General features: G+C 70.1%; 19 protein-coding genes. 6 read left to right on the top strand and 13 right to left on the bottom strand.

The window, feature by feature from the left end; all coding sequences use genetic code 11:
• Positions 1-300: 300 nt before the first annotated feature.
• Entirely contained in the window at positions 301-963 is a 663-nt protein-coding gene (locus ACWC5C_RS39005; protein ID WP_450883597.1) for a DNA-3-methyladenine glycosylase, read from the bottom strand.
• A gap of 175 nt (positions 964-1,138) precedes the next feature.
• Between ACWC5C_RS39005 and ACWC5C_RS39010 the strand changes: the two genes are divergently transcribed.
• Positions 1,139-1,921, top strand: a complete 783-nt coding sequence (locus tag ACWC5C_RS39010) for a sporulation protein (RefSeq protein WP_385446558.1) — start codon at positions 1,139-1,141, stop codon at positions 1,919-1,921.
• Between the two features lie 72 nt (positions 1,922-1,993).
• On the opposite strand, the gene ACWC5C_RS39015 is transcribed toward ACWC5C_RS39010, so the two are convergent.
• Positions 1,994-2,329: a barstar family protein gene (locus ACWC5C_RS39015; RefSeq protein ID WP_450883600.1), complete on the bottom strand. Its 336-nt coding sequence runs from the start codon at positions 2,327-2,329 to the stop codon at positions 1,994-1,996.
• A gap of 87 nt (positions 2,330-2,416) precedes the next feature.
• Between ACWC5C_RS39015 and ACWC5C_RS39020 the strand changes: the two genes are divergently transcribed.
• On the top strand, positions 2,417-2,956 hold the full coding sequence (locus tag ACWC5C_RS39020) for a YbhB/YbcL family Raf kinase inhibitor-like protein (protein WP_385446556.1): 540 nt from the start codon (positions 2,417-2,419) through the stop codon (positions 2,954-2,956).
• 106 nt (positions 2,957-3,062) lie between these two features.
• A complete protein-coding gene (locus ACWC5C_RS39025) occupies positions 3,063-3,566 on the top strand; it encodes an HNH endonuclease (protein ID WP_450883704.1) in 504 nt (167 codons plus the stop codon).
• Between the two features lie 144 nt (positions 3,567-3,710).
• On the opposite strand, the gene ACWC5C_RS39030 is transcribed toward ACWC5C_RS39025, so the two are convergent.
• From ACWC5C_RS39030 to ACWC5C_RS39040, 3 genes are all read right to left on the bottom strand, one after another.
• Complete coding sequence (locus tag ACWC5C_RS39030) at positions 3,711-4,679, bottom strand: SPFH domain-containing protein (RefSeq protein ID WP_450883602.1); 969 nt, start codon at positions 4,677-4,679, stop codon at positions 3,711-3,713.
• A gap of 137 nt (positions 4,680-4,816) precedes the next feature.
• Positions 4,817-5,242, bottom strand: a complete 426-nt coding sequence (locus tag ACWC5C_RS39035) for an NfeD family protein (protein WP_385446554.1) — start codon at positions 5,240-5,242, stop codon at positions 4,817-4,819.
• 106 nt (positions 5,243-5,348) lie between these two features.
• Positions 5,349-6,140, bottom strand: coding sequence for an ABC transporter ATP-binding protein (locus ACWC5C_RS39040; RefSeq protein WP_385446553.1), 792 nt, complete (start codon positions 6,138-6,140; stop codon positions 5,349-5,351).
• A 110-nt stretch (positions 6,141-6,250) separates the two neighbouring features.
• Here ACWC5C_RS39040 and ACWC5C_RS39045 point away from each other — a divergent pair, with 110 nt between their 5' ends.
• Positions 6,251-7,054, top strand: coding sequence for a hypothetical protein (locus ACWC5C_RS39045; protein ID WP_450883605.1), 804 nt, complete (start codon positions 6,251-6,253; stop codon positions 7,052-7,054).
• 100 nt (positions 7,055-7,154) lie between these two features.
• Here ACWC5C_RS39045 and ACWC5C_RS39050 read toward each other — a convergent pair whose 3' ends face one another.
• The 3 genes from ACWC5C_RS39050 to ACWC5C_RS39060 all read right to left on the bottom strand — a co-directional run bounded on the left by ACWC5C_RS39050 (position 7,155) and on the right by ACWC5C_RS39060 (position 9,327).
• Positions 7,155-7,382 carry a chaplin gene (locus ACWC5C_RS39050; protein WP_450883607.1) on the bottom strand — a complete coding sequence of 76 codons (228 nt, stop codon included), beginning with the start codon at positions 7,380-7,382 and terminating at the stop codon, positions 7,155-7,157.
• Positions 7,383-7,520: 138 nt separating this feature from the next.
• Positions 7,521-8,177, bottom strand: a complete 657-nt coding sequence (locus ACWC5C_RS39055) for a response regulator (protein ID WP_450883609.1) — start codon at positions 8,175-8,177, stop codon at positions 7,521-7,523.
• Positions 8,170-9,327, bottom strand: coding sequence for a GAF domain-containing sensor histidine kinase (locus ACWC5C_RS39060; RefSeq protein WP_450883611.1), 1,158 nt, complete (start codon positions 9,325-9,327; stop codon positions 8,170-8,172). Before ACWC5C_RS39060 ends, ACWC5C_RS39055 begins: the two co-directional genes overlap by 8 nt.
• 447 nt (positions 9,328-9,774) lie before the next feature.
• Here ACWC5C_RS39060 and ACWC5C_RS39065 point away from each other — a divergent pair, with 447 nt between their 5' ends.
• On the top strand, positions 9,775-10,512 hold the full coding sequence (locus ACWC5C_RS39065) for a transglycosylase SLT domain-containing protein (protein ID WP_450883613.1): 738 nt from the start codon (positions 9,775-9,777) through the stop codon (positions 10,510-10,512).
• Between the two features lie 105 nt (positions 10,513-10,617).
• On the opposite strand, the gene ACWC5C_RS39070 is transcribed toward ACWC5C_RS39065, so the two are convergent.
• A complete protein-coding gene (locus tag ACWC5C_RS39070; RefSeq protein WP_450883615.1) occupies positions 10,618-13,248 on the bottom strand; it encodes an FHA domain-containing protein in 2,631 nt (876 codons plus the stop codon).
• 275 nt (positions 13,249-13,523) lie between these two features.
• On the opposite strand from ACWC5C_RS39070, the gene serB reads away from it, so the two are divergent.
• Positions 13,524-14,759, top strand: coding sequence for a phosphoserine phosphatase SerB (gene serB, locus ACWC5C_RS39075; protein ID WP_385446546.1), 1,236 nt, complete (start codon positions 13,524-13,526; stop codon positions 14,757-14,759).
• Between the two features lie 82 nt (positions 14,760-14,841).
• On the opposite strand, the gene ACWC5C_RS39080 is transcribed toward serB, so the two are convergent.
• From ACWC5C_RS39080 to ACWC5C_RS39095, 4 genes are all read right to left on the bottom strand, one after another.
• Positions 14,842-15,360 (bottom strand): SixA phosphatase family protein, encoded by a 519-nt coding sequence (locus ACWC5C_RS39080; RefSeq protein ID WP_385446545.1) that lies wholly within the window; start codon positions 15,358-15,360, stop codon positions 14,842-14,844.
• A gap of 97 nt (positions 15,361-15,457) precedes the next feature.
• Positions 15,458-15,673, bottom strand: a complete 216-nt coding sequence (locus ACWC5C_RS39085) for a hypothetical protein (RefSeq protein WP_385446544.1) — start codon at positions 15,671-15,673, stop codon at positions 15,458-15,460.
• A gap of 177 nt (positions 15,674-15,850) precedes the next feature.
• Positions 15,851-15,967 (bottom strand): SGM_5486 family transporter-associated protein, encoded by a 117-nt coding sequence (locus ACWC5C_RS39090; RefSeq protein ID WP_385446543.1) that lies wholly within the window; start codon positions 15,965-15,967, stop codon positions 15,851-15,853.
• A gap of 23 nt (positions 15,968-15,990) precedes the next feature.
• Positions 15,991-17,268: a CynX/NimT family MFS transporter gene (locus ACWC5C_RS39095; protein WP_450883618.1), complete on the bottom strand. Its 1,278-nt coding sequence runs from the start codon at positions 17,266-17,268 to the stop codon at positions 15,991-15,993.
• Positions 17,269-17,330: the final 62 nt, after the last annotated feature.

Below are 17,330 nucleotides of genomic sequence, written 5' to 3' on the forward strand. Positions count from 1 at the left end.
TGTTTCCAACCTTACCAGATCCGTTTTCCGTTCCGTTTCCGGTCCGAATTCCGTTTCCGGCCCCCTGTTGGAGCGGGGTGTTTCGCGCCTTCCGGGGTGTCCACCACTTTAGCGAATTTCCCGCTCAGCTCCTAATCGGAGCCCCAGGGCATGATTTCGCGCAGCGAAATAGGACCCTGTCCGGGAAGTGTCAGTAGTGGTTGGCCACCTGGGGCTACTGGGACCCGACCTGCTGGTCGCGCCGACAGCGCTGCCCGTCTCAAGCGGCTCGGGCTACGTTAGGCCCCCGGCCGACCGGAGTCAAGTTCCGACCTGACGGCGCGTCGGACCACGGCGCTTCGGGGCGTGCGCCCGGTACGGGCTGACCGAGGGATCGCCGTCGATCCAGAAGCGCCACGGGTGGGTGGCGCCCTCGCCGCCGACTCCCGTGCGGGGTCCGCTGAGCACCTGCTCGGGCGGGACAGGGTGGCCCGTGAGTATCCGCAGCGGGGCCTCGGAGCCCGCGCACACATCGCTGCCGTCCAGCCTGCGGTCGACACCCAGTGCCGTGGCGAGCCGGGCGGGGCCCTTGGCCAGTTCATGGTCGTTGCGCGCCTTCGGCCGGCGCTCATGGGCGTACTCGTGTCCGTACAGCACCTCCCCCGCGCGCAGCAGTACCCCGCTCGGTGAGCCCTCGGGGCCGCAGACCAGGTTGAGGCAATGCCACATGCCGTAGGTGAAGTAGACATACGCGTGACCCGGGGGGCCGAACATCACGGCGTTGCGCTCGGTGCGGCCCCGGTAGGCGTGCGAGCCGGGGTCGGCCGGGCCCGCGTACGCCTCGACCTCGGTCAGGCGCAGGGCGACCGGGCCGTCCGGGGTGCGGCGCACGAGGGTGCGGCCGAGCAGGTCCGGCGCGACTTCCAGGACCGGGCGGTCGAAGAAGGCGCGGGCCAGCGGCGCGCGGTCGGGTCCATCGGTCACGTCGGCTCCGTCAGCTCCCTCAGCTCCGTCGGTCACGCGGTCCGAGCGTAGTGGAACCGATAGGTACCGGTGGTTGGAGCCGGGCCCGCCGCGCTGCGAGGGTATGACCTGCGGGAACCGCCGGTGGCTGTTCCGCGTATCTACTGTTCAACAGTGCGTCCTTGAGAGGAAGAACATGGGCTTCAAGAAGCTGCTCGCGAGTTTGGGTGCCGGTGGCGCCTCGGTGGAGACGGTGCTGACCGAGGAGAACGTCGTCCCGGGTGGCGTCGTGCAGGGCGAGGTCCGGATCCAGGGGGGCTCTGTCGCGCAGCAGATCGAGGGGCTCGCCGTCGGCCTTCAAGCCCGGGTCGAGGTGGAGCAGAACGACCAGGAGACCAAGCAGGACATCGAGTTCACCCGGCAGCAGCTGGGCGGCGCCTTCGAGGTGCAGGCCGGTGCGGTGCACGCGGTGCAGTTCGGTCTGGAGATCCCCTGGGAGACTCCGGTCACGACGTTCCTGGGACGTCATCTGACCGGGATGAACGTGGGCGTGACGACGGAGCTGGCGATCGCGCGCGCGGTGGACTCGGGCGACCTGGACCCGGTCAATGTGCATCCGCTCCCCGCCCAGCAGGCGATCCTGGACGCGTTCGGTTCGCTCGGTTTCCGGTTCAAGAACGCCGACCTGGAGAAGGGGCACATCCGCGGGACGCGCCAGCGGCTGCCCTTCTACCAGGAGATCGAGTTCCACGCGCCGCAGCAGTACCGGGGGCTCAACCAGGTGGAGCTGTCCTTCGTCGCGGACGACCGCGAGATGGACGTCGTCCTGGAGATGGACAAGAAGCCAGGGCTGTTCAGCTCGGGCAGCGACTCGTACCGGTCCTTCACGGTCGGCCTGGACTCGTACCAGGAGACGGACTGGGCCGCGTACCTGAACCAGTGGCTCGCCGAGGTCGGCGGCAAGCGCAACTGGTTGTGAGCCCTGGCGGATTCCGCCACCACGGTTCCCCGCGGGGCGTGCACCGGATGGGTCCGGTGTGCGCCCCGCGCGCTATGCGTCGTCCGGGCCGTCGTCGTACCAGATGGTCAGCGGTGTGCCCCGGGCCGACCAGTACGTCACGGCGTCGCTGAGGATGTCCGCCGCGATCGCCGCGGCCTCGGGTGCCGCGTCGCGGAACTCCGCCCAGCCCCGGACCCGCAGCAGATAGCCGCTGGGTTCGGCGCCCTCGCCCCACCAGGAGAGGTCGGTGAGGCAGTCGGCGAGGGCGTCCCAGTTGTGCCCGTACCAGTCGGGGAAGCGCAGATCCCGGGCGCAGCGCTCAAGGAAGCCGTCCTTGTCGGCCACACCGTCGAGGTGCAGGGGGAGGACTGGGGTCGGGCCGGTCATGGGCGCCATGGTGCCAGCCCGCGGCGGCCGGGTCTCGTTAGGCTGGCCGGACAGCTGATCAACCGCGATCCTCAGGAGGTTTTCGACGTGTCCGACCAGAACCGGCGTCCGCTCCCCCATGACTTCCATCCGCCGGTGCCGTCGTTCGCCGTGGTGAGCGACGATGTGGCGGCGGGCGGCACGCTGCCGTCGGCCCAGGTGTACGCGGAGGGCAACACCTCGCCGCAGCTGCGCTGGGAGGGTTTCCCGGAGGGGACGAAGAGCTTCGCCGTCACCTGCTACGACCCGGACGCGCCGACCGGCAGCGGGTTCTGGCACTGGGTGCTGTTCGACATTCCGGCGACCGTCACGGAGCTGCCGACCGCCGCGGGCACCGGCGGCTTCGCGGGGCTTCCCGAGGGTGCCGTGCACGCCCGTAACGACTTCGGCACCCGGGACTTCGGCGGGGCCGCGCCGCCGCCCGGGGACGGTCCGCACCGCTATGTGTTCACGGTGTACGCGGTGGACACCGAGAAGCTGGGCCCGGACGCGGACGCGTCGCCCGCGGTGGTCGGCTTCAACCTGCGGTTCCACACGCTGGGCCGTGCCCACCTGATCGGCGAGTACGAGGTGCCCGCGGCGGGCTGACCCGCCGCGAAATTGCGTTGTCCTCGGCCATCCTCCCGGCCAGAGTTGATCCCGGCCCGCCCGTCATGGAGCGGCGGGCGTGGCCGGGACGCGGGAGGTGGTCGGGATGCGCGAGACGCTGGTTCTGAACGCGAGCTTCGAGCCGCTGTCGACGGTGACGCTGCGGCGTGCGGTGGTGCTGGTCCTCCAGGAGAAGGCCGTCGTCGAACGCGCCCATCCCGGGCTGCGGGTGCGCGCCGCGGAGGTCGATCTGCCGGTGCCGAGGGTGATCCGGCTGTGCCGTTACGTACGGGTGCCGTTCCGAAGACGGGCTCCGTGGTCGCGGCGCGGGGTGCTGGTGCGGGATCAGCACCGGTGCGCGTACTGCGGGCGGCGGGCGACGACCGTGGACCATGTGGTGCCGAGGTCGCGCGGGGGCGGGGACACCTGGCTGAACACGGTCGCGTCGTGTGCGGAGGACAACCACCGCAAGGCGGACCGGACTCCGGAGCAGGCGGGGATGCGGCTGCTCAACTCGCCGTTCGAGCCGACGCCTTCGGACGCGCTGCTGCTGGCGCTGGGGGCGGCGGAGCGGGAGGGGCTGCCGGAGTGGCTGGCGCTGCCCGCCTGAGCGCCCTCACGCGCTGAGGCGTTGCGTCGCTGAGGCGTTGCGTCGCTGAGGCGTTGCGTCGCTGAGGCGTTGCGTCACTGAGGCGCTGAGACGGCCGAAGGGCCGGTACCCGCACGGGTACCGGCCCTTCAGTCATGCGGCGTGTCAGTCGATCCTCGGCTGCTCGCGGCGCGGGGCGGCCTCCTTGCCGGTGGGCGCCGGGGCGGCCGGGGCGGAGCCGCCGCCGTTCCCGCCGCCCAGCGGGTTGAAGTTGCCCATGGCTCCGCCGAGGCCCTTGAGGGCGTCGCCGATCTCGCTGGGCACGATCCAGAGCTTGTTGGCGTCGCCCTCGGCGATCTTCGGCAGCATCTGGAGGTACTGGTAAGAGAGCAGCTTCTGGTCCGGGTCTCCGGCGTGGATGGACTCGAAGACCGTACGGATCGCCTGGGCCTCGCCCTCGGCGCGCAGCGCGGCGGCCTTGGACTCACCCTCGGCCCGCAGGATCGCGGACTGCTTCTCACCCTCGGCGCGCAGGATCTCGGACTGCCGGACACCTTCGGCCTGGAGGATCGCGGCGCGCTTGTCACGGTCGGCGCGCATCTGCTTCTCCATCGAGTCCTGGATGGAGGTCGGCGGCTCGATGGCCTTCAGCTCGACGCGGTTGACGCGGATGCCCCACTTGCCGGTGGCCTCGTCGAGGACGCCGCGCAGCGCCGCGTTGATCTCCTCACGGGAGGTCAGGGTGCGCTCCAGGTCCATGCCGCCGATGATGTTCCGCAGGGTGGTGACGGTCAGCTGCTCGATCGCCTGGATGTAGCTGGCGACCTCGTAGGTCGCGGCGCGGGCGTCGGTCACCTGGTAGTAGATGACGGTGTCGATGTTCACCACCAGGTTGTCCTGGGTGATCACCGGCTGCGGCGGGAACGGGACGACCTGTTCCCGGAGATCGACGCGGTTGCGGATCGAGTCGATGAACGGGACGACGATGTTGAGGCCCGCGTTGAGGGTGCGGGTGTAGCGGCCGAAGCGTTCCACGATGGCGGCACTGGCCTGCGGGATGACCTGGATCGTCTTGATCAGTGCGATGAAGACGAGCACCACCAGGATGATCAGGACGATGATGATCGGTTCCACAGCGGCTCCCCGTGCCCTTCATGCGTGCTTCTGGATGATCGGGATGATCAAGTCCGGTCTTGTGGGTGGAGTCTGTCAGATCGACGGCCGACTCCGCAGCTGAGCGGGGTGGCGCTCAGCTCTTGGTACTACGACGTCTACATGACGACGGCGGTGGCGCCGTCGATCTCGACGACATCGACCTGCTGGCCCGGTTCATAGGCCTGGCCGGGGTCGAGCGACCGCGCGGACCAGATCTCACCGGCCAGCTTGATGCGGCCGTCGCCGCTGTCGTCGACGCGCTCGAGGACGACGGCCTGCCGTCCTTTCAGCGCCTCGACGCCGCTGCGCAGCCCTGGTTGCTGGCGGCGGCTGCGGACAGCCATCGGCCGGACGACGGCGACCAGCGCCACCGAGACGGCGCAGAAGACGATGACCTGGAGCACGACGCCGCCGCCGAGCGCGTCAGTGATCGCACCGGCTACCGCGCCGACCGCGACCATCCCGAATTCGGGCATCGCGGTCAGCACGAGCGGAATGCCCAGTCCTACGGCGGCGATCAGCCACCACACCCACGGATCCACAAGGTCATGGTAGTTCTCATGGTCCGTCTGGGAACAGGGCGCGATGCGGGGCGCGCAGGACATGCGCCGTGTTCGGGGCGGGCGTTCAGGCCATCGGGGATCGGTTTCAGGTCAGCGGCAGGCCCTGGGCGGTCCACCGGTCGCCGTTGCGCTCGACGAGCAGCGGGAGCCCGAAGCAGCGCGAGAGGTTACGGGAGGTCAGCTCCATGTCGATGGGTCCGGCGGTGAGCACCTTGCCCTGACGGATCATCAGGACGTGGGTGAAGCCCGGGGGGATTTCCTCGACGTGATGTGTCACCATGATCATCGACGGCGCGTACGGGTCGCGGGCGAGCCGTCCGAGGCGCCGTACGAGGTCCTCGCGGCCGCCGAGATCGAGCCCGGCCGCCGGCTCGTCGAGGAGCAGCAGTTCGGGGTCGATCATCATCGCGCGGGCGATGAGGGTGCGCTTGCGCTCTCCCTCGGAGAGGGTGCCGAACTTGCGGTCGAGGTACTCGTTCATGCCGAGGCGGTCCAGGAACGCCCGGGCCCGGGTCTCGTCGACCGCGTCGTAGTTCTCCTGCCAGTGCGCGGTCATGCCGTACGCGGCGGTGAGCACGGTCTGCAGGACGGTCTGGCTGCGCGGCAGCTTGTCGGCCATGGCGATGCCCGCCATGCCGATGCGCGGGCGCAGCTCGAAGACGTCCACCGCGCCGAGCTGCTCGCCGAGGATCCGGGCGGACCCGGCGCTCGGGTAGAGGTAGCTCGACGCGAGGTTGAGCAGGGTGGTCTTCCCGGCACCGTTGGGGCCGAGGATCACCCAGCGCTCGCCTTCTTTGATTGACCAGGAGACGTCGTCCACCAGAGCCCGACCGTCGCGGACCACGGATACGTCCACCAGCTCCAGAACCTCGCTCATGAGCGCGTTGTCTCCCATTGCAGTCTCGAGTGTCGCGTGCGCCTGTGGGCGCAGCCCCCAGAGGAAAACCTACGCCACGCGTTGTCGGTGGCAGTCCTTAGGCTGGTTCCATGCTCGATGAACCACGTTCAGGGCGCCTCGCAGCCTGGGGAAATGCCCTTCTCGCCGGACTTGTCTCACCGGACGAGGCCGCGCACCGGATCGCCGGGGAGGACACGTCGCACCGGGTGGCGGCGCTGCCCGGCGAGTCCGGGCCGGTCGGACTGACGCTGGCGCTGGGGCGGCTGAGAGCGCTCGGGGCCAAGGGGCTGCGGGTGGCGCTGCCGATAGCGGGGCATCCGCTGGGGCTGAGCGGGCCGCCGGAGTTCAACGAGAAGGCGCTCGACGCGGGCGAGGCGGCGCTGGCCACGGGGGTGGCGCTGGGCCTGGTGCCCGAGGTGTCGGCGGCCGGGCCCGAGGGCGATCAGCACATCGAGGTGATGTGGCGCTGTCTGCCGGTGCGGGAGGCTCCGCCCGCCGATGTGCCGTCGCTGGGCGAGGCCGAGCGGGAGCTGGCCGAGGCGCTGCGGGAGGCGACCGAGGTGCTGTCCCGGCTGAATGTGGCCGGGGCGGGCCCTGCCGCCCAGGCGGCGCTGGAGGCGTACCGGGCGCGGGCCGAGCGGGGGCGCGAGGTGCTGGCGCCGGGCTATCCGCCGCGGGCGCTGCGGGTGCTGGAGCTGGCGCAGCGGGTGGGCGCGCTGATCGACATCGCGTACGCGCCGGGCGGGGACGGCAAGGACCACGGCGGGGCGGTGAGCGCGTCGGAGATCGGGGCCCGGGCGGAGGCGCTGCGGCCGGTGGAGCGCACGGCGCGGCGGGCGCAGGTGGCGGCGTACAACGCGTATGTGGAGGAGCTGGAGCGGGGCGGCTCCTGACGCCCTGGGCCGGAGCATCCCAGCAGCATGGGGCCGGCCCCGGAGGCGATGCCTCCGGGGCCGGTCCGTGCTGAGCGGTATATCTGGCCCGAGGAGGGGCTCAGCAGAAGGCGGGGTTCATCGTCCCGATAACGGAAATGGTGTTGCCGCAGACGCCGACCGGCACATGGACGGGCACCTGGGCGTTGTTGCCCGACGCGACGCCCGGGGACATGGTGGCCCGGCCGTCAGCCATGGGGCCGTCCTGGGCGGAAGCGACACCCGCACCGGCGACGGCGAGACCGCCGGCCGCAATGGTGATGGCAGCGATCCTCTTGATGTTCTTCACTTCTCAAGACCCTTCGTCCATAACGCGTCGCTGCGGCGAAGCACCGCAGTACGCCCTGAAGAACGGCGCCAGGGTGGGCGGAGTTGCGCTGTTCGGGTGACATACACACGTTGGTGTGATTGCACGGAGAAACGCTGTTCATGCCCCGATTCCATGGCGTACCGCCCAGAGTGCGGCCTGAGTGCGGTCGGCCAGGTCCAGCTTCATAAGAATGTTGGACACATGTGTCTTTACGGTCTTTTCGGACAGTACGAGCGCACGGGCGATCTCCCGGTTGGACCGGCCGTCCGCGATCAGCCCGAGCACTTCCCGCTCCCGTTCGGTGAGGGATCCCCCGCGCCCCTGGCCGCCGCCCGCCTCGTCCTGGGAGAGCAGCGCGTCGGCCACTTCGGGCTGGAGCACCACGTGTCCGGCGTGGACGGACCGTATGGCGCTCGCGAGGGCGTCGGGGTCCACGTCCTTGTAGACGTACCCGGCGGCTCCCGCGCGCAGGGCGGGGACCACGGTGCGCTTCTCGGTGAAACTCGTCACGACCAGCACCCGGGCCGGGTTGCCGAGGTCACGCAGCTTGCGCAGCGCCTCGATGCCGTCGATGCCGGGCATCTTGACGTCCATCAGGACGACATCGGGGCGCAGCTCCTCGGCCCGGGCGATGCCCTCCTCGCCGTCCGAGGCCTCGCCGACCACCGCTATATCGTCCTGCACCTCCAGGAAGGTCCGCAGGCCGCGCCGCACCACCTGGTGGTCGTCGACGAGCAGCACCCTGACCGCCACTCCGTCCCCTCGCTCAGCCACCGGGCACCTCCATCTCGATCACCGTTCCCTTTCCGGGCGCCGACTCCACGGTCAGCCCGCCGCCGACGCCGCTCGCCCGGTCGCGCATCGACACCAGCCCCAGGTGCCGTCCCGCCTGGCGCACCGCCGAGGGGTCGAAGCCGCGGCCGTCGTCGCTCACCCGCAGCAGGGCGCCCTGGCCGTGCCGGGCGAGGGTGACGCCGACCTGGCCCGCTTCGGCGTGGCGCAGCGCGTTGTGCAGGGCTTCCTGGGCCACCCGCAGCAGCGCCTCCTCCTGGGCGGCGGGCAGCGCCCGTACGCCGCAGGCCTCGAAGGTGACCCGGGCGGTGTGGGCCCGGTCCAGCACCTGGACCTGGGTACGCAGGGTCGCGACCAGGCCGTCCTCGTCGAGCGCGGCGGGGCGCAGCTCCACGACGGCGGAGCGCAGCTCGTCGGCGGCCTCGGCGGCGAGGGCCCCCACCTGTTGCAGCTCCTCCTTGGCGCGGGCCGGGTCGCGGTCCACGAGCGCGGCGGCGGCCTGGGCGGTCAGCCGCAGCGAGAAGAGCTTCTGGGCGACGGCGTCGTGCAGCTCATGGGCGAGCCGGGCGCGCTCCCCCGCGATGGTCAGCTCGCGGCTGCGCTCGTAGAGCCGGGCGTTGGTGAGGGCGATGGCGGCGTGCTGGGCGAGGATGCCCAGCAGTTCCTCGTCCTCGGTGGTGAAGCCGCAGCCGCCCGCCGGCTTGGCGCAGCGCTTGTTGGCCAGGAAAAGCGCGCCGAGGACTTCGTCGCCGTCCGCGATAGGGAGTCCAATAAAGTCGGACATGTCCGGATGTGCTGCGGGCCAGCCCTCGAAGCGCGGATCCTGGCGGACATCGGCCAGCCGCTGCGGGGTGGCGTCATGGAGCATCGCGGCGAGGATCCCGTGCTGCCGGGGCAGCGGCCCGATGGCCTTCCACTGCTCGTCGCTGACGCCATCTACTACGAACTGGGCGAAACCCCCGTGGTCGTCCGGAACCCCCAGTGCCGAGTACTCCGCGTCAAGCAGCTCACGGGCGGACACAACGATTGTCTTTAGGACATCCCGGACTTCCAGATGTCTGCTCATCGCGAGGAGCGCACTGCTCACCCAGGCCAGGCCCGCCCCGGCTCCACCACCCGGTCCTTTGGTCATGCGCTTCACCGTACCGGCGCCGCCGAACCGTGCGTATAGGCCTTTCAGCAGCACTTCGTTGCGACCTGAGACCTAGGACGGGGGATGCGGCGATGGCGCTCGAAGGGGCCGTTACAAGGCCCGGAAATTCAGCCACACTCCGCATTTGCGCAGGCACACCTCGCAATATTAAAGACTCTGCAATGTGACGCCTGACACAGGATCCATATCACTTACGAAGTCAGTTAGTGGATGTTTTAACCCGGCATGAGCGGGGACAACGCCTGCCCGCATGGGCAGCGAAGACCTACTTACCCACTAAGCAGCATCGTATGTCACACCTTTGCCACAGCATTTTGCGACCGCTAAGAATTTCCCCCAGTCGCACGGCGCCGTAGATCCAGAAACGGCGCACAAGGCGCCGATTTGGCCTGCGACACATAGCGATTGGAAGAGGTCTACTCCGCCATGCCCCTCCCCAGCATCTCCGGCTACAACCGCCTGAACAAGAAGACCAAGTACTCCGCCGCCGGTATCGCCGCGGTCGGCGCTGCCGCCCTGGCCGCCACCCTCGTCCCCGGTGGCAACGCCGACGCCACTTCGAAGGCCCAGGACCTTCCGGCCAAACCGGTCGCCTTCACCTCGCAGAAGGTCGACAGCAAGGCCCAGCAGGAGGTTCTGCTCAAGCAGGCGACCCTTGCCAGCAAGCAGGCGCAGGCCGAGGCCGCGCAGAAGAAGGCCGCGGAAGCCGCCGCGGAGAAGGCCGCCGCGCAGGCGGCCGCCAAGAAGGCCGCGGCAGCCAAGGCCGCCAAGGAGCGCGCCGCGGCGGAGGCCGCGAGCCGTGCCGCCGCGCGCGCCAAGCTGGCCGCCGCCAAGAAGACCTACCCGAACAACCTTGACGGCTGGATCCGGGAATCCCTCGACATCATGAAGAAGAAGGGCATTCCGGGCACCTACAACGGCATCCACAAGAACATCATCCGGGAGTCCGGCGGCAACCCGCGGGCCATCAACAACTGGGACATCAACGCCCAGAACGGTGTCCCCTCGAAGGGTCTGCTCCAGGTCATCCTGCCGACCTTCCAGACGTACCACGTCGAGGGCACGCCCTTCGACCAGTACGACCCGGTCGCCAACATCGTCGCCGCGTGCAACTACGCGGCCGACCGGTACGGCTCCATCGACAACGTCAACGGCCCGTACTAAGCCCGGCGTCCACACGCCGAAGGGCGGCGGCACCCCCTGTGTGCGAGGGGTGCCGCCGCCCTTCGGGCGCTTCGTTCCGGGGCCTTCCGCCCCTTGCGCCTTCCGCTACTTGCGCATGACCTCCGGCTCATGGCGGCGCAGCAGCCGCGCCACCACGAACGCGCAGATGATGCCGAGCGCCAGCAGGACAGCCATGTCGATGCTCCACTGAGCGGTGGTGTGCTCCCACAGCGGGTCCGTGTCCAGCGGCTTCTTGCGGTCCCAGGGCGCCATCAGATGGCCCGGTCCTGGACCGAGGTCCAGCGTCGCGCCGACCGCGCCGACCGCCCAGCGGGCGGGCATCAGATAGGCGAACTGCTCGATGCCGGGCGATCCGTAGATCTTGAACAGGACGCCGGTGAAGACGACCTGGATGATCGCGAACATGACCAGCAGCGGCATGGTCTTCTCGGCGGTCTTCACCAGCGAGGAGATCACCAGGCCCACCATCATCGAGGTGAAGCCGATCGCGATGATGGCCACGCACATCTCGACGGCGGGCGGCATGATCAGCCCGTCTTCGGGCAGCTCGCGCGGCGCGAAGCCGATCGCGCAGATGATCACGCCCTGGAAGGCGGTGATCACGCCGAGCACGATCACCTTGGACATCAGATAGGCGGAGCGGGACAGGCCGACCGCCCGTTCCCGTTCGTAGATCACCCGTTCCTTGATCAGTTCTCGTACGGAGTTGGCCGCGCCCGAGAAGCACATGCCGACCACGAGAATCAGGGTGATCGTGCCCGAGTCCTGGTTGAACATCCCCTTCGGCGCCGGGAGGAAGCCGAAGTCCGAGGGGATCACGGTACTGACCGCGCCGAGCACGGCGGGCAGGATCACCATCAGTGCCAAGAAGCCGCGGTCGGACGCGATGACGGAGACGTAGCGGCGTATCAGGGTCCATAGCTGGGAGCCCCAGCTCTGCGACTTCTGCATCCGCGCGGGCGGCGCCTGCACGTCGACGGACTGCGGGGCGACGGCGTCGATGTCCGCGGCGTACATCTGGTAGTGCTGCGAACCGCGCCAGCGGCCCGACCAGTCGTAGTCGCGGTAGTTCTCGAACGCCGAGAAGACGTCCGCCCAGCTGTCGTAACCGAAGAAGTTGAGCGCCTCGTTCGGCGGGCCGAAGTAGGCCACCGAACCGCCCGGCGCCATCACCAGCAGCTTGTCGCACAGCGCCAGCTCGGCGACCGAGTGGGTGACCACCAGGACGGTGCGGCCGTCGTCGGCGAGGCCGCGCAGCAGCTGCATGACGTCGCGGTCCATGCCCGGGTCGAGACCGGAGGTCGGCTCGTCCAGGAAGATCAGCGACGGCTTGGTGAGCAGCTCCAGCGCGACCGACACCCGCTTGCGCTGACCGCCGGAGAGCGCGGTGACCTTCTTGTCGCGGTGGATGTCGAGCTTCAGCTCGCGCAGCACCTCGTCGATCCGGGCCTCGCGCTCGGCGGTCGCGGTGTCGCCGGGGAAGCGGAGCTTCGCGGCGTACCGGAGGGCCTTCTGAACGGTCAGTTCCTTGTGCAGGATGTCGTCCTGCGGGACCAGACCGATGCGCTGGCGCAGCTCGGCGAACTGCTTGTAGAGGTTCCGGTTGTCGTAGAGGACGTCGCCCTCGTTGGCCGGGCGGTAACCGGTGAGCGCCTTCAGCAGCGTGGACTTACCGGAGCCGGACGGGCCGATGACCGCGATCAGCGACTTCTCGGGAACGCCGAAGGAGACGTCCTTCAGGATCTGCTTGCCGCCCTCGACCGTGACGGTCAGGTGGCGGGCCGAGAAGGAGACGTCGCCGGTGTCGACGAACTCCTCCAGCCGGTCGCCGACCAGCCGGAAGGTGGAGTGACCGACGCCGACGGTGTCGTTCGGGCCGATCACCTGATGGCGGACCGGCTGACCGTTGACGTACGTACCGTTGTGGCTGCCGAGGTCGCGGATCTCGAAGCGGCCGTCGGGCAGCGCCCGGAACTCCGCGTGGAGACGGGAGACCTGGAGGTCGGAGACGACCAGTTCGTTCTCCAGCGCACGGCCGATGCGCATCACCCGGCCCGCGTCCAGCTGGTGGAACGTCGTCGGGCTGCGGTCGCCCTGGCCGCTCCGCCCGTCGCCGGAACCGCCGGAACCAGCGGGTCCGCCGGATCCGCCCGGTCCGCCGCCGGCGCCGTTCTGCGCGAGGTTGTCGCGCGGGCTCGGCTGCTGCGGTACGAACGGCTGCTGCTGGTGCGGGGCCTGGGGCTGCTGCCACCCCTGGGGCTGCTGGCCCTGCTGGCCCTGCTGCGGCCAGCCCGCGCCGGGCTGCTGATAGGGCTGCTGCGGGGGCTGCTGTTGATACTGCTGGGGCTGTTGCTGGGCCTGCTGAGGTGCGCCCATGGCCGCCTGCTGGCTGTACGCGCTGGCCCCCGCGCCAGCGCCAGAAACGTTCAGGCGGGGCCCGTCGGACGCGTTGCCGAGATGCACCGCCGCGCCCGGGCCGATTTCCACCTGTTGGATTCGCTGGCCTTGCACATAAGTGCCGTTGGTGCTGCCGTGATCTTCGACGATCCAACTGCCCCCGCCCCAGCGCACCGTGGCGTGCCGCCAGGAGACTCTGGCGTCGTCCAGCACCATGTCGCCTTGTGGGTCACGCCCCACGCTGTATGACCTGGATGGATCAAGCGTCCAGGTCTGTCCGTTCAATTCCAGTACGAGTTCCGGCACTCCATGCCCCACTAGTTGTCCCCCGAGCTACCCCCTGCACAGGGAGTCTAGGGATGGCGAACATCGTGAGGAACTATTTCAGGCTCAGTCGCTTAACTGGAAGTCGGGTTTTGACAAGACCGCATGCTGGCCATCTCGTACCGCCTGGAGTGATCACGAACAGCGGCCAGGTACGGACCGGCGGTGACGGTGTGGCGTCCGGTAGATGAACGTTCCGCACCGTATGGCCGTCCACGACCTGGGCTGCCGCGCGCCGGGCGGGGGCGTCCGGATACGGTGGGAAGACCATGAGCGCATCGCAGATTCCCCCTGCCACCGCCGTCCCCGCCGACGACGACCCCACCCTCCTTGTCAAGATCTTCGGCAAGGACCGCCCCGGCCTCACCGCCGGGCTCTGCGACACCCTCGCCGCGTACGGCGTGGACATAGTCGATATAGAGCAGGTCGTCACCCGGGGCCGCATCGTGCTGTGCGTGCTGGTCACGGCCCCGAAGGCCGACGGGGCCGAGGGGGAGCTGCGGGCCACCGTGCACAGCTGGGCCGAGTCGCTGCGGATGCAGGCCGAGATCATCTCCGGCCGGGGCGACAACCGGCCGCGCGGCACCGGCCGGTCCCACGTCACCGTGCTGGGGCATCCGCTGACCGCCGAGGCCGTGGCCGCGATCGCCTCCCGTATCACCGGCACCGGCGGCAACATCGACCGTATCTTCCGGCTGGCGAAGTATCCGGTGACGGCCGTGGAGTTCGAGGTCTCCGGCGCCGAGACGGAGCCCCTGCGCACCGCGCTGGCCACCGAGGCCGCCGACATCGGGGTCGATGTGGCGGTCGTGGCGTCGGGGCTGCAGCGCCGGGCCCAGCGGCTGGTGGTCATGGACGTCGACTCGACGCTGATCCAGGACGAGGTGATCGAGCTGTTCGCGGCCCACGCGGGCTGCGAGGCCGAGGTCGCCGAGGTCACGGCCCGGGCGATGCGCGGTGAGCTGGACTTCGAGCAGTCCCTGCACGCCCGGGTCGCGCTGCTGGCGGGGATCGACGAGTCCGTGGTGGACAAGGTGCGTACGGAGGTCCGGCTGACGCCCGGCGCCCGCACCCTGATCCGTACCCTCAAGCGCCTGGGCTACCAGGTGGGAGTGGTCTCCGGGGGCTTTACGCAGGTCACCGACGACCTCAAGGAGCGGCTGGGGCTGGACTTCGCCTCCGCCAACACCCTGGAGGTCGTGGACGGCAAGCTCACCGGCCGCGTGATCGGCGACGTGGTGGACCGGGCGGGCAAGGCCCGGCTGCTGCGCCGCTTCGCGGACGAGGCGGGGGTGCCGCTGGTACAGACCGTCGCGATCGGCGACGGGGCGAATGACCTGGACATGCTGAACGCGGCCGGGCTCGGGGTCGCCTTCAACGCCAAGCCGGTGGTGCGGGAGGCCGCGCACACCGCGGTGAACGTGCCGTTCCTGGACACCGTGCTGTATCTGCTCGGCGTGACCCGTGACGAGGTCGAGGCCGCGGACGCGCACGTAGAGGACTGATCCCTCTCCGCTGGCCCCTCCGCTGACCGGCCCCCGTCCCGCCCGCCTTGCTCGGCAAGGCGGGCGGTTGTGCGGCGGTGTCCTACTCGTGCGGCGCCCAGAAGTCGTCCAGGCGGCCGACGCCGTGCTCGACCGACTTCCACGAGCCGCTGAAGGACACCACCGCGATGCCCGAGGTCGGGAATCCGGTGCGGGCCATCCGCTCCCGGGTGCCCTCCGCCGCCTGGCCCGCGAGGGCGTCGGCGAGGGCGTGCACCCCGGGGTTGTGGCCGACCACCAGCAGGTCGGTGATGTCGTCGGACGTCTCGTTGAGGACCGCGATCAGTTCGCCGAGCGAGGCGTCGTACAGCCGCTCCTCGTAGACCGTCTTGGGGCGCTGCGGCAGCTCGTGGACCACGAGCTTCCAGGTCTCCCGGGTGCGCACGGCCGTGGAGCAGAGGGTGAGTTCGGGAACGAGCCCGGCTTCGGTGAGCCGGCGCCCGGCGAGTGGGGCGTCCTTGCGGCCGCGCTCCGCGAGCGGCCGCTCATGGTCTGCCACCTGGGGCCAGTCGGCCTTGGCGTGTCGGAGAATGACAATCCTGCGGGGCACATCGACGCTCATGCGTCCCAGCTTCGCATGAAACGGCTGGCGAGGCGCAGGGTGTTGAAACGGTGCTCACCTAAGTGAGCACCAGACGGGTCCCCTCGTACACCGTCGGTCACGCCCCCAGGCGGCCGAGGGTCTGGCGCAGCAGCTCCAGGAACTGCGAGAGGGCGCCGGACCCGCTCGCGGCGTGTGCGTCGGAGGGCCCGGCGAGCAGAAGCAGCAGCGCCACGAAGGCGAGGGCGGGCAGCGCGACGGCCCACCAGGGCAGCCGTACGTCCATGCCGCCGTCCGCCGGGGTCGCGGGCCGGGTGTGGGTGCGGGCGGACATGGGGATCGCCTCCGGGTCGGTGAACCGTGGTGCTTCGTATGGTTCGACGCTACGGAGCGGGGGTATCGGTTCCCATCCGGTGATCCACCCAGTTCCCCCTGACCCTCACCCCCTAGGGGATGGTGGGGCCAGCCCCACCCCCGGGCGGCGGGAGCGGGGCTCAGGGTGAGGCGGGGCTCAGGGTGAGGCGATGGTGGCGACCACGCCGATGACCACCGTGATCCCGAACATCACACCCAGGATGAGGAGGAACTTCTTCTGGCCGTCCTGCGGGTTCTCATCGAGCACTGGCATGGGGCCAGTGTCCCACCCGCCGGTCAGATCTCGTCCTCGAGGGTACGGTCACGCCCGGCCAGCAGGCCCGTCACGATCTGCGGCACCATCAGCCCGGCCATCAGCGCCAGCGGCGGCCCCCAGCCGCCGCTGTGCTGGTACAGCGTGCCGACCAGCAGCGGGCCCGGGATGGACAGCAGATAGCCGGTGCTCTGGGCGAAGGCGGAGAGCCGGACCACACCCGCGCTGGTCCTCGCCCGCATGCTGATCATGGTGAGGGCGAGCGGGAAGGCGCAGTTGGCGACGCCGAGCAGGACGGCCCACACCCAGGCGCCCTCGGCCGGGGCCAGCCACAGCCCCGCGTAGCCGATGAGCCCGCAGACACCGAGGACCACGGCCAGCACGCCCTGGTTGCGCAGCCGGGCAGCCGCCCGGGGCAGCACGAACGCCAGCGGGACGCCCATGGCCATGATGACCGCGAGCAGCACCCCGGAGGTGGAGGCCGAGACGCCCGCGTCACGGAAGATCTGCGGCATCCAGCCCATGGTGATGTACGCGGCCGTGGACTGGAGGCCGAAGAAGACGGCCATCGCCCAGGCGGTGGGGCTCCGGGTGATCCGGGTGATCCGGGCGGCGGACTCCGGCGCGGGCTGTGCGGCCTCGGGCCGCTCGTTGCGGTTCGTACCGCCCCGGGCGAGGAACAGCCACGGCAGCATCGCGACCCCGGCGAGCATCGCCCACACCCCGAGCCCGGCCCGCCAGCTGCCGCCCAGCGCGTCGGTCATGGGCACCGTGGCGGCGGCGGCGCTGGCCGTGCCCAGCGAAAGACCCATGGAGTAGAGGCCGGTCATCGAGCCGACCCGGTTCGGGAACCAGCTCTTGACGATCACCGGCATCAGGATGTTGCTCACCGCGATCCCGGCGAGGCCCAGCGCGCTGGCACACAGGAACGCCACCGTCCCGCCCGCGAACGGGCGCAGCGCCAGGCCCGTCGCGATGGCCGCGAGACCGGTGCAGACGACGGCTCCGGGCCCGAAGCGGCGGGCCAGCCGGGGCGCGGTGACCCCGAAGAGGGCGAAGCACGCGGCGGGCATCGAGGTGAGCAGTCCGGCGACGGTTCCGCTCATGCCGAGGTCGGCCCGGACCTCCTTGAGGAGCGGGCCCAGGCTGGTGACGGCGGGGCGCAGGTTGAGCGCGGCCAGCAGCAGGCCGACGACCACGATGCGACCGCGCCACGGCGAGGGCGCGGGCTCGGGGCGTTGTTCATGGTCCCGTCGGGCGGGGGCCGCGGCGTCGAGCGTCGCGAGGTCGTCGTTGGACATGCGGACCATCATAGAATCATGGGATGAATGCCTGTCCAGTTGATCTGTGACCACGAGATGAC

It is taken from the genome of Streptomyces sp. NPDC001700 (assembly GCF_053596435.1).

Excerpts from the sequence above, each read along its gene's own strand:
- ACWC5C_RS39025 (WP_450883704.1), top strand. The coding sequence starts at position 3,063 with ATGCGCGAGACGCTGGTTCTGAACGCGAGCTTCGAGCCGCTGTCGACG.
- ACWC5C_RS39040 (WP_385446553.1), bottom strand. The coding sequence starts at position 6,140 with ATGAGCGAGGTTCTGGAGCTGGTGGACGTATCCGTGGTCCGCGACGGT.
- ACWC5C_RS39045 (WP_450883605.1), top strand. The coding sequence starts at position 6,251 with ATGCTCGATGAACCACGTTCAGGGCGCCTCGCAGCCTGGGGAAATGCC.
- ACWC5C_RS39015 (WP_450883600.1), bottom strand. The coding sequence starts at position 2,329 with ATGACCGGCCCGACCCCAGTCCTCCCCCTGCACCTCGACGGTGTGGCC.
- ACWC5C_RS39085 (WP_385446544.1), bottom strand. The coding sequence starts at position 15,673 with ATGTCCGCCCGCACCCACACCCGGCCCGCGACCCCGGCGGACGGCGGC.
- ACWC5C_RS39095 (WP_450883618.1), bottom strand. The coding sequence starts at position 17,268 with ATGTCCAACGACGACCTCGCGACGCTCGACGCCGCGGCCCCCGCCCGA.
- ACWC5C_RS39090 (WP_385446543.1), bottom strand. The coding sequence starts at position 15,967 with ATGCCAGTGCTCGATGAGAACCCGCAGGACGGCCAGAAGAAGTTCCTC.
- ACWC5C_RS39065 (WP_450883613.1), top strand. The coding sequence starts at position 9,775 with ATGCCCCTCCCCAGCATCTCCGGCTACAACCGCCTGAACAAGAAGACC.
- ACWC5C_RS39060 (WP_450883611.1), bottom strand. The coding sequence starts at position 9,327 with ATGACCAAAGGACCGGGTGGTGGAGCCGGGGCGGGCCTGGCCTGGGTG.
- ACWC5C_RS39010 (WP_385446558.1), top strand. The coding sequence starts at position 1,139 with ATGGGCTTCAAGAAGCTGCTCGCGAGTTTGGGTGCCGGTGGCGCCTCG.
- ACWC5C_RS39080 (WP_385446545.1), bottom strand. The coding sequence starts at position 15,360 with ATGAGCGTCGATGTGCCCCGCAGGATTGTCATTCTCCGACACGCCAAG.
- serB (WP_385446546.1), top strand. The coding sequence starts at position 13,524 with ATGAGCGCATCGCAGATTCCCCCTGCCACCGCCGTCCCCGCCGACGAC.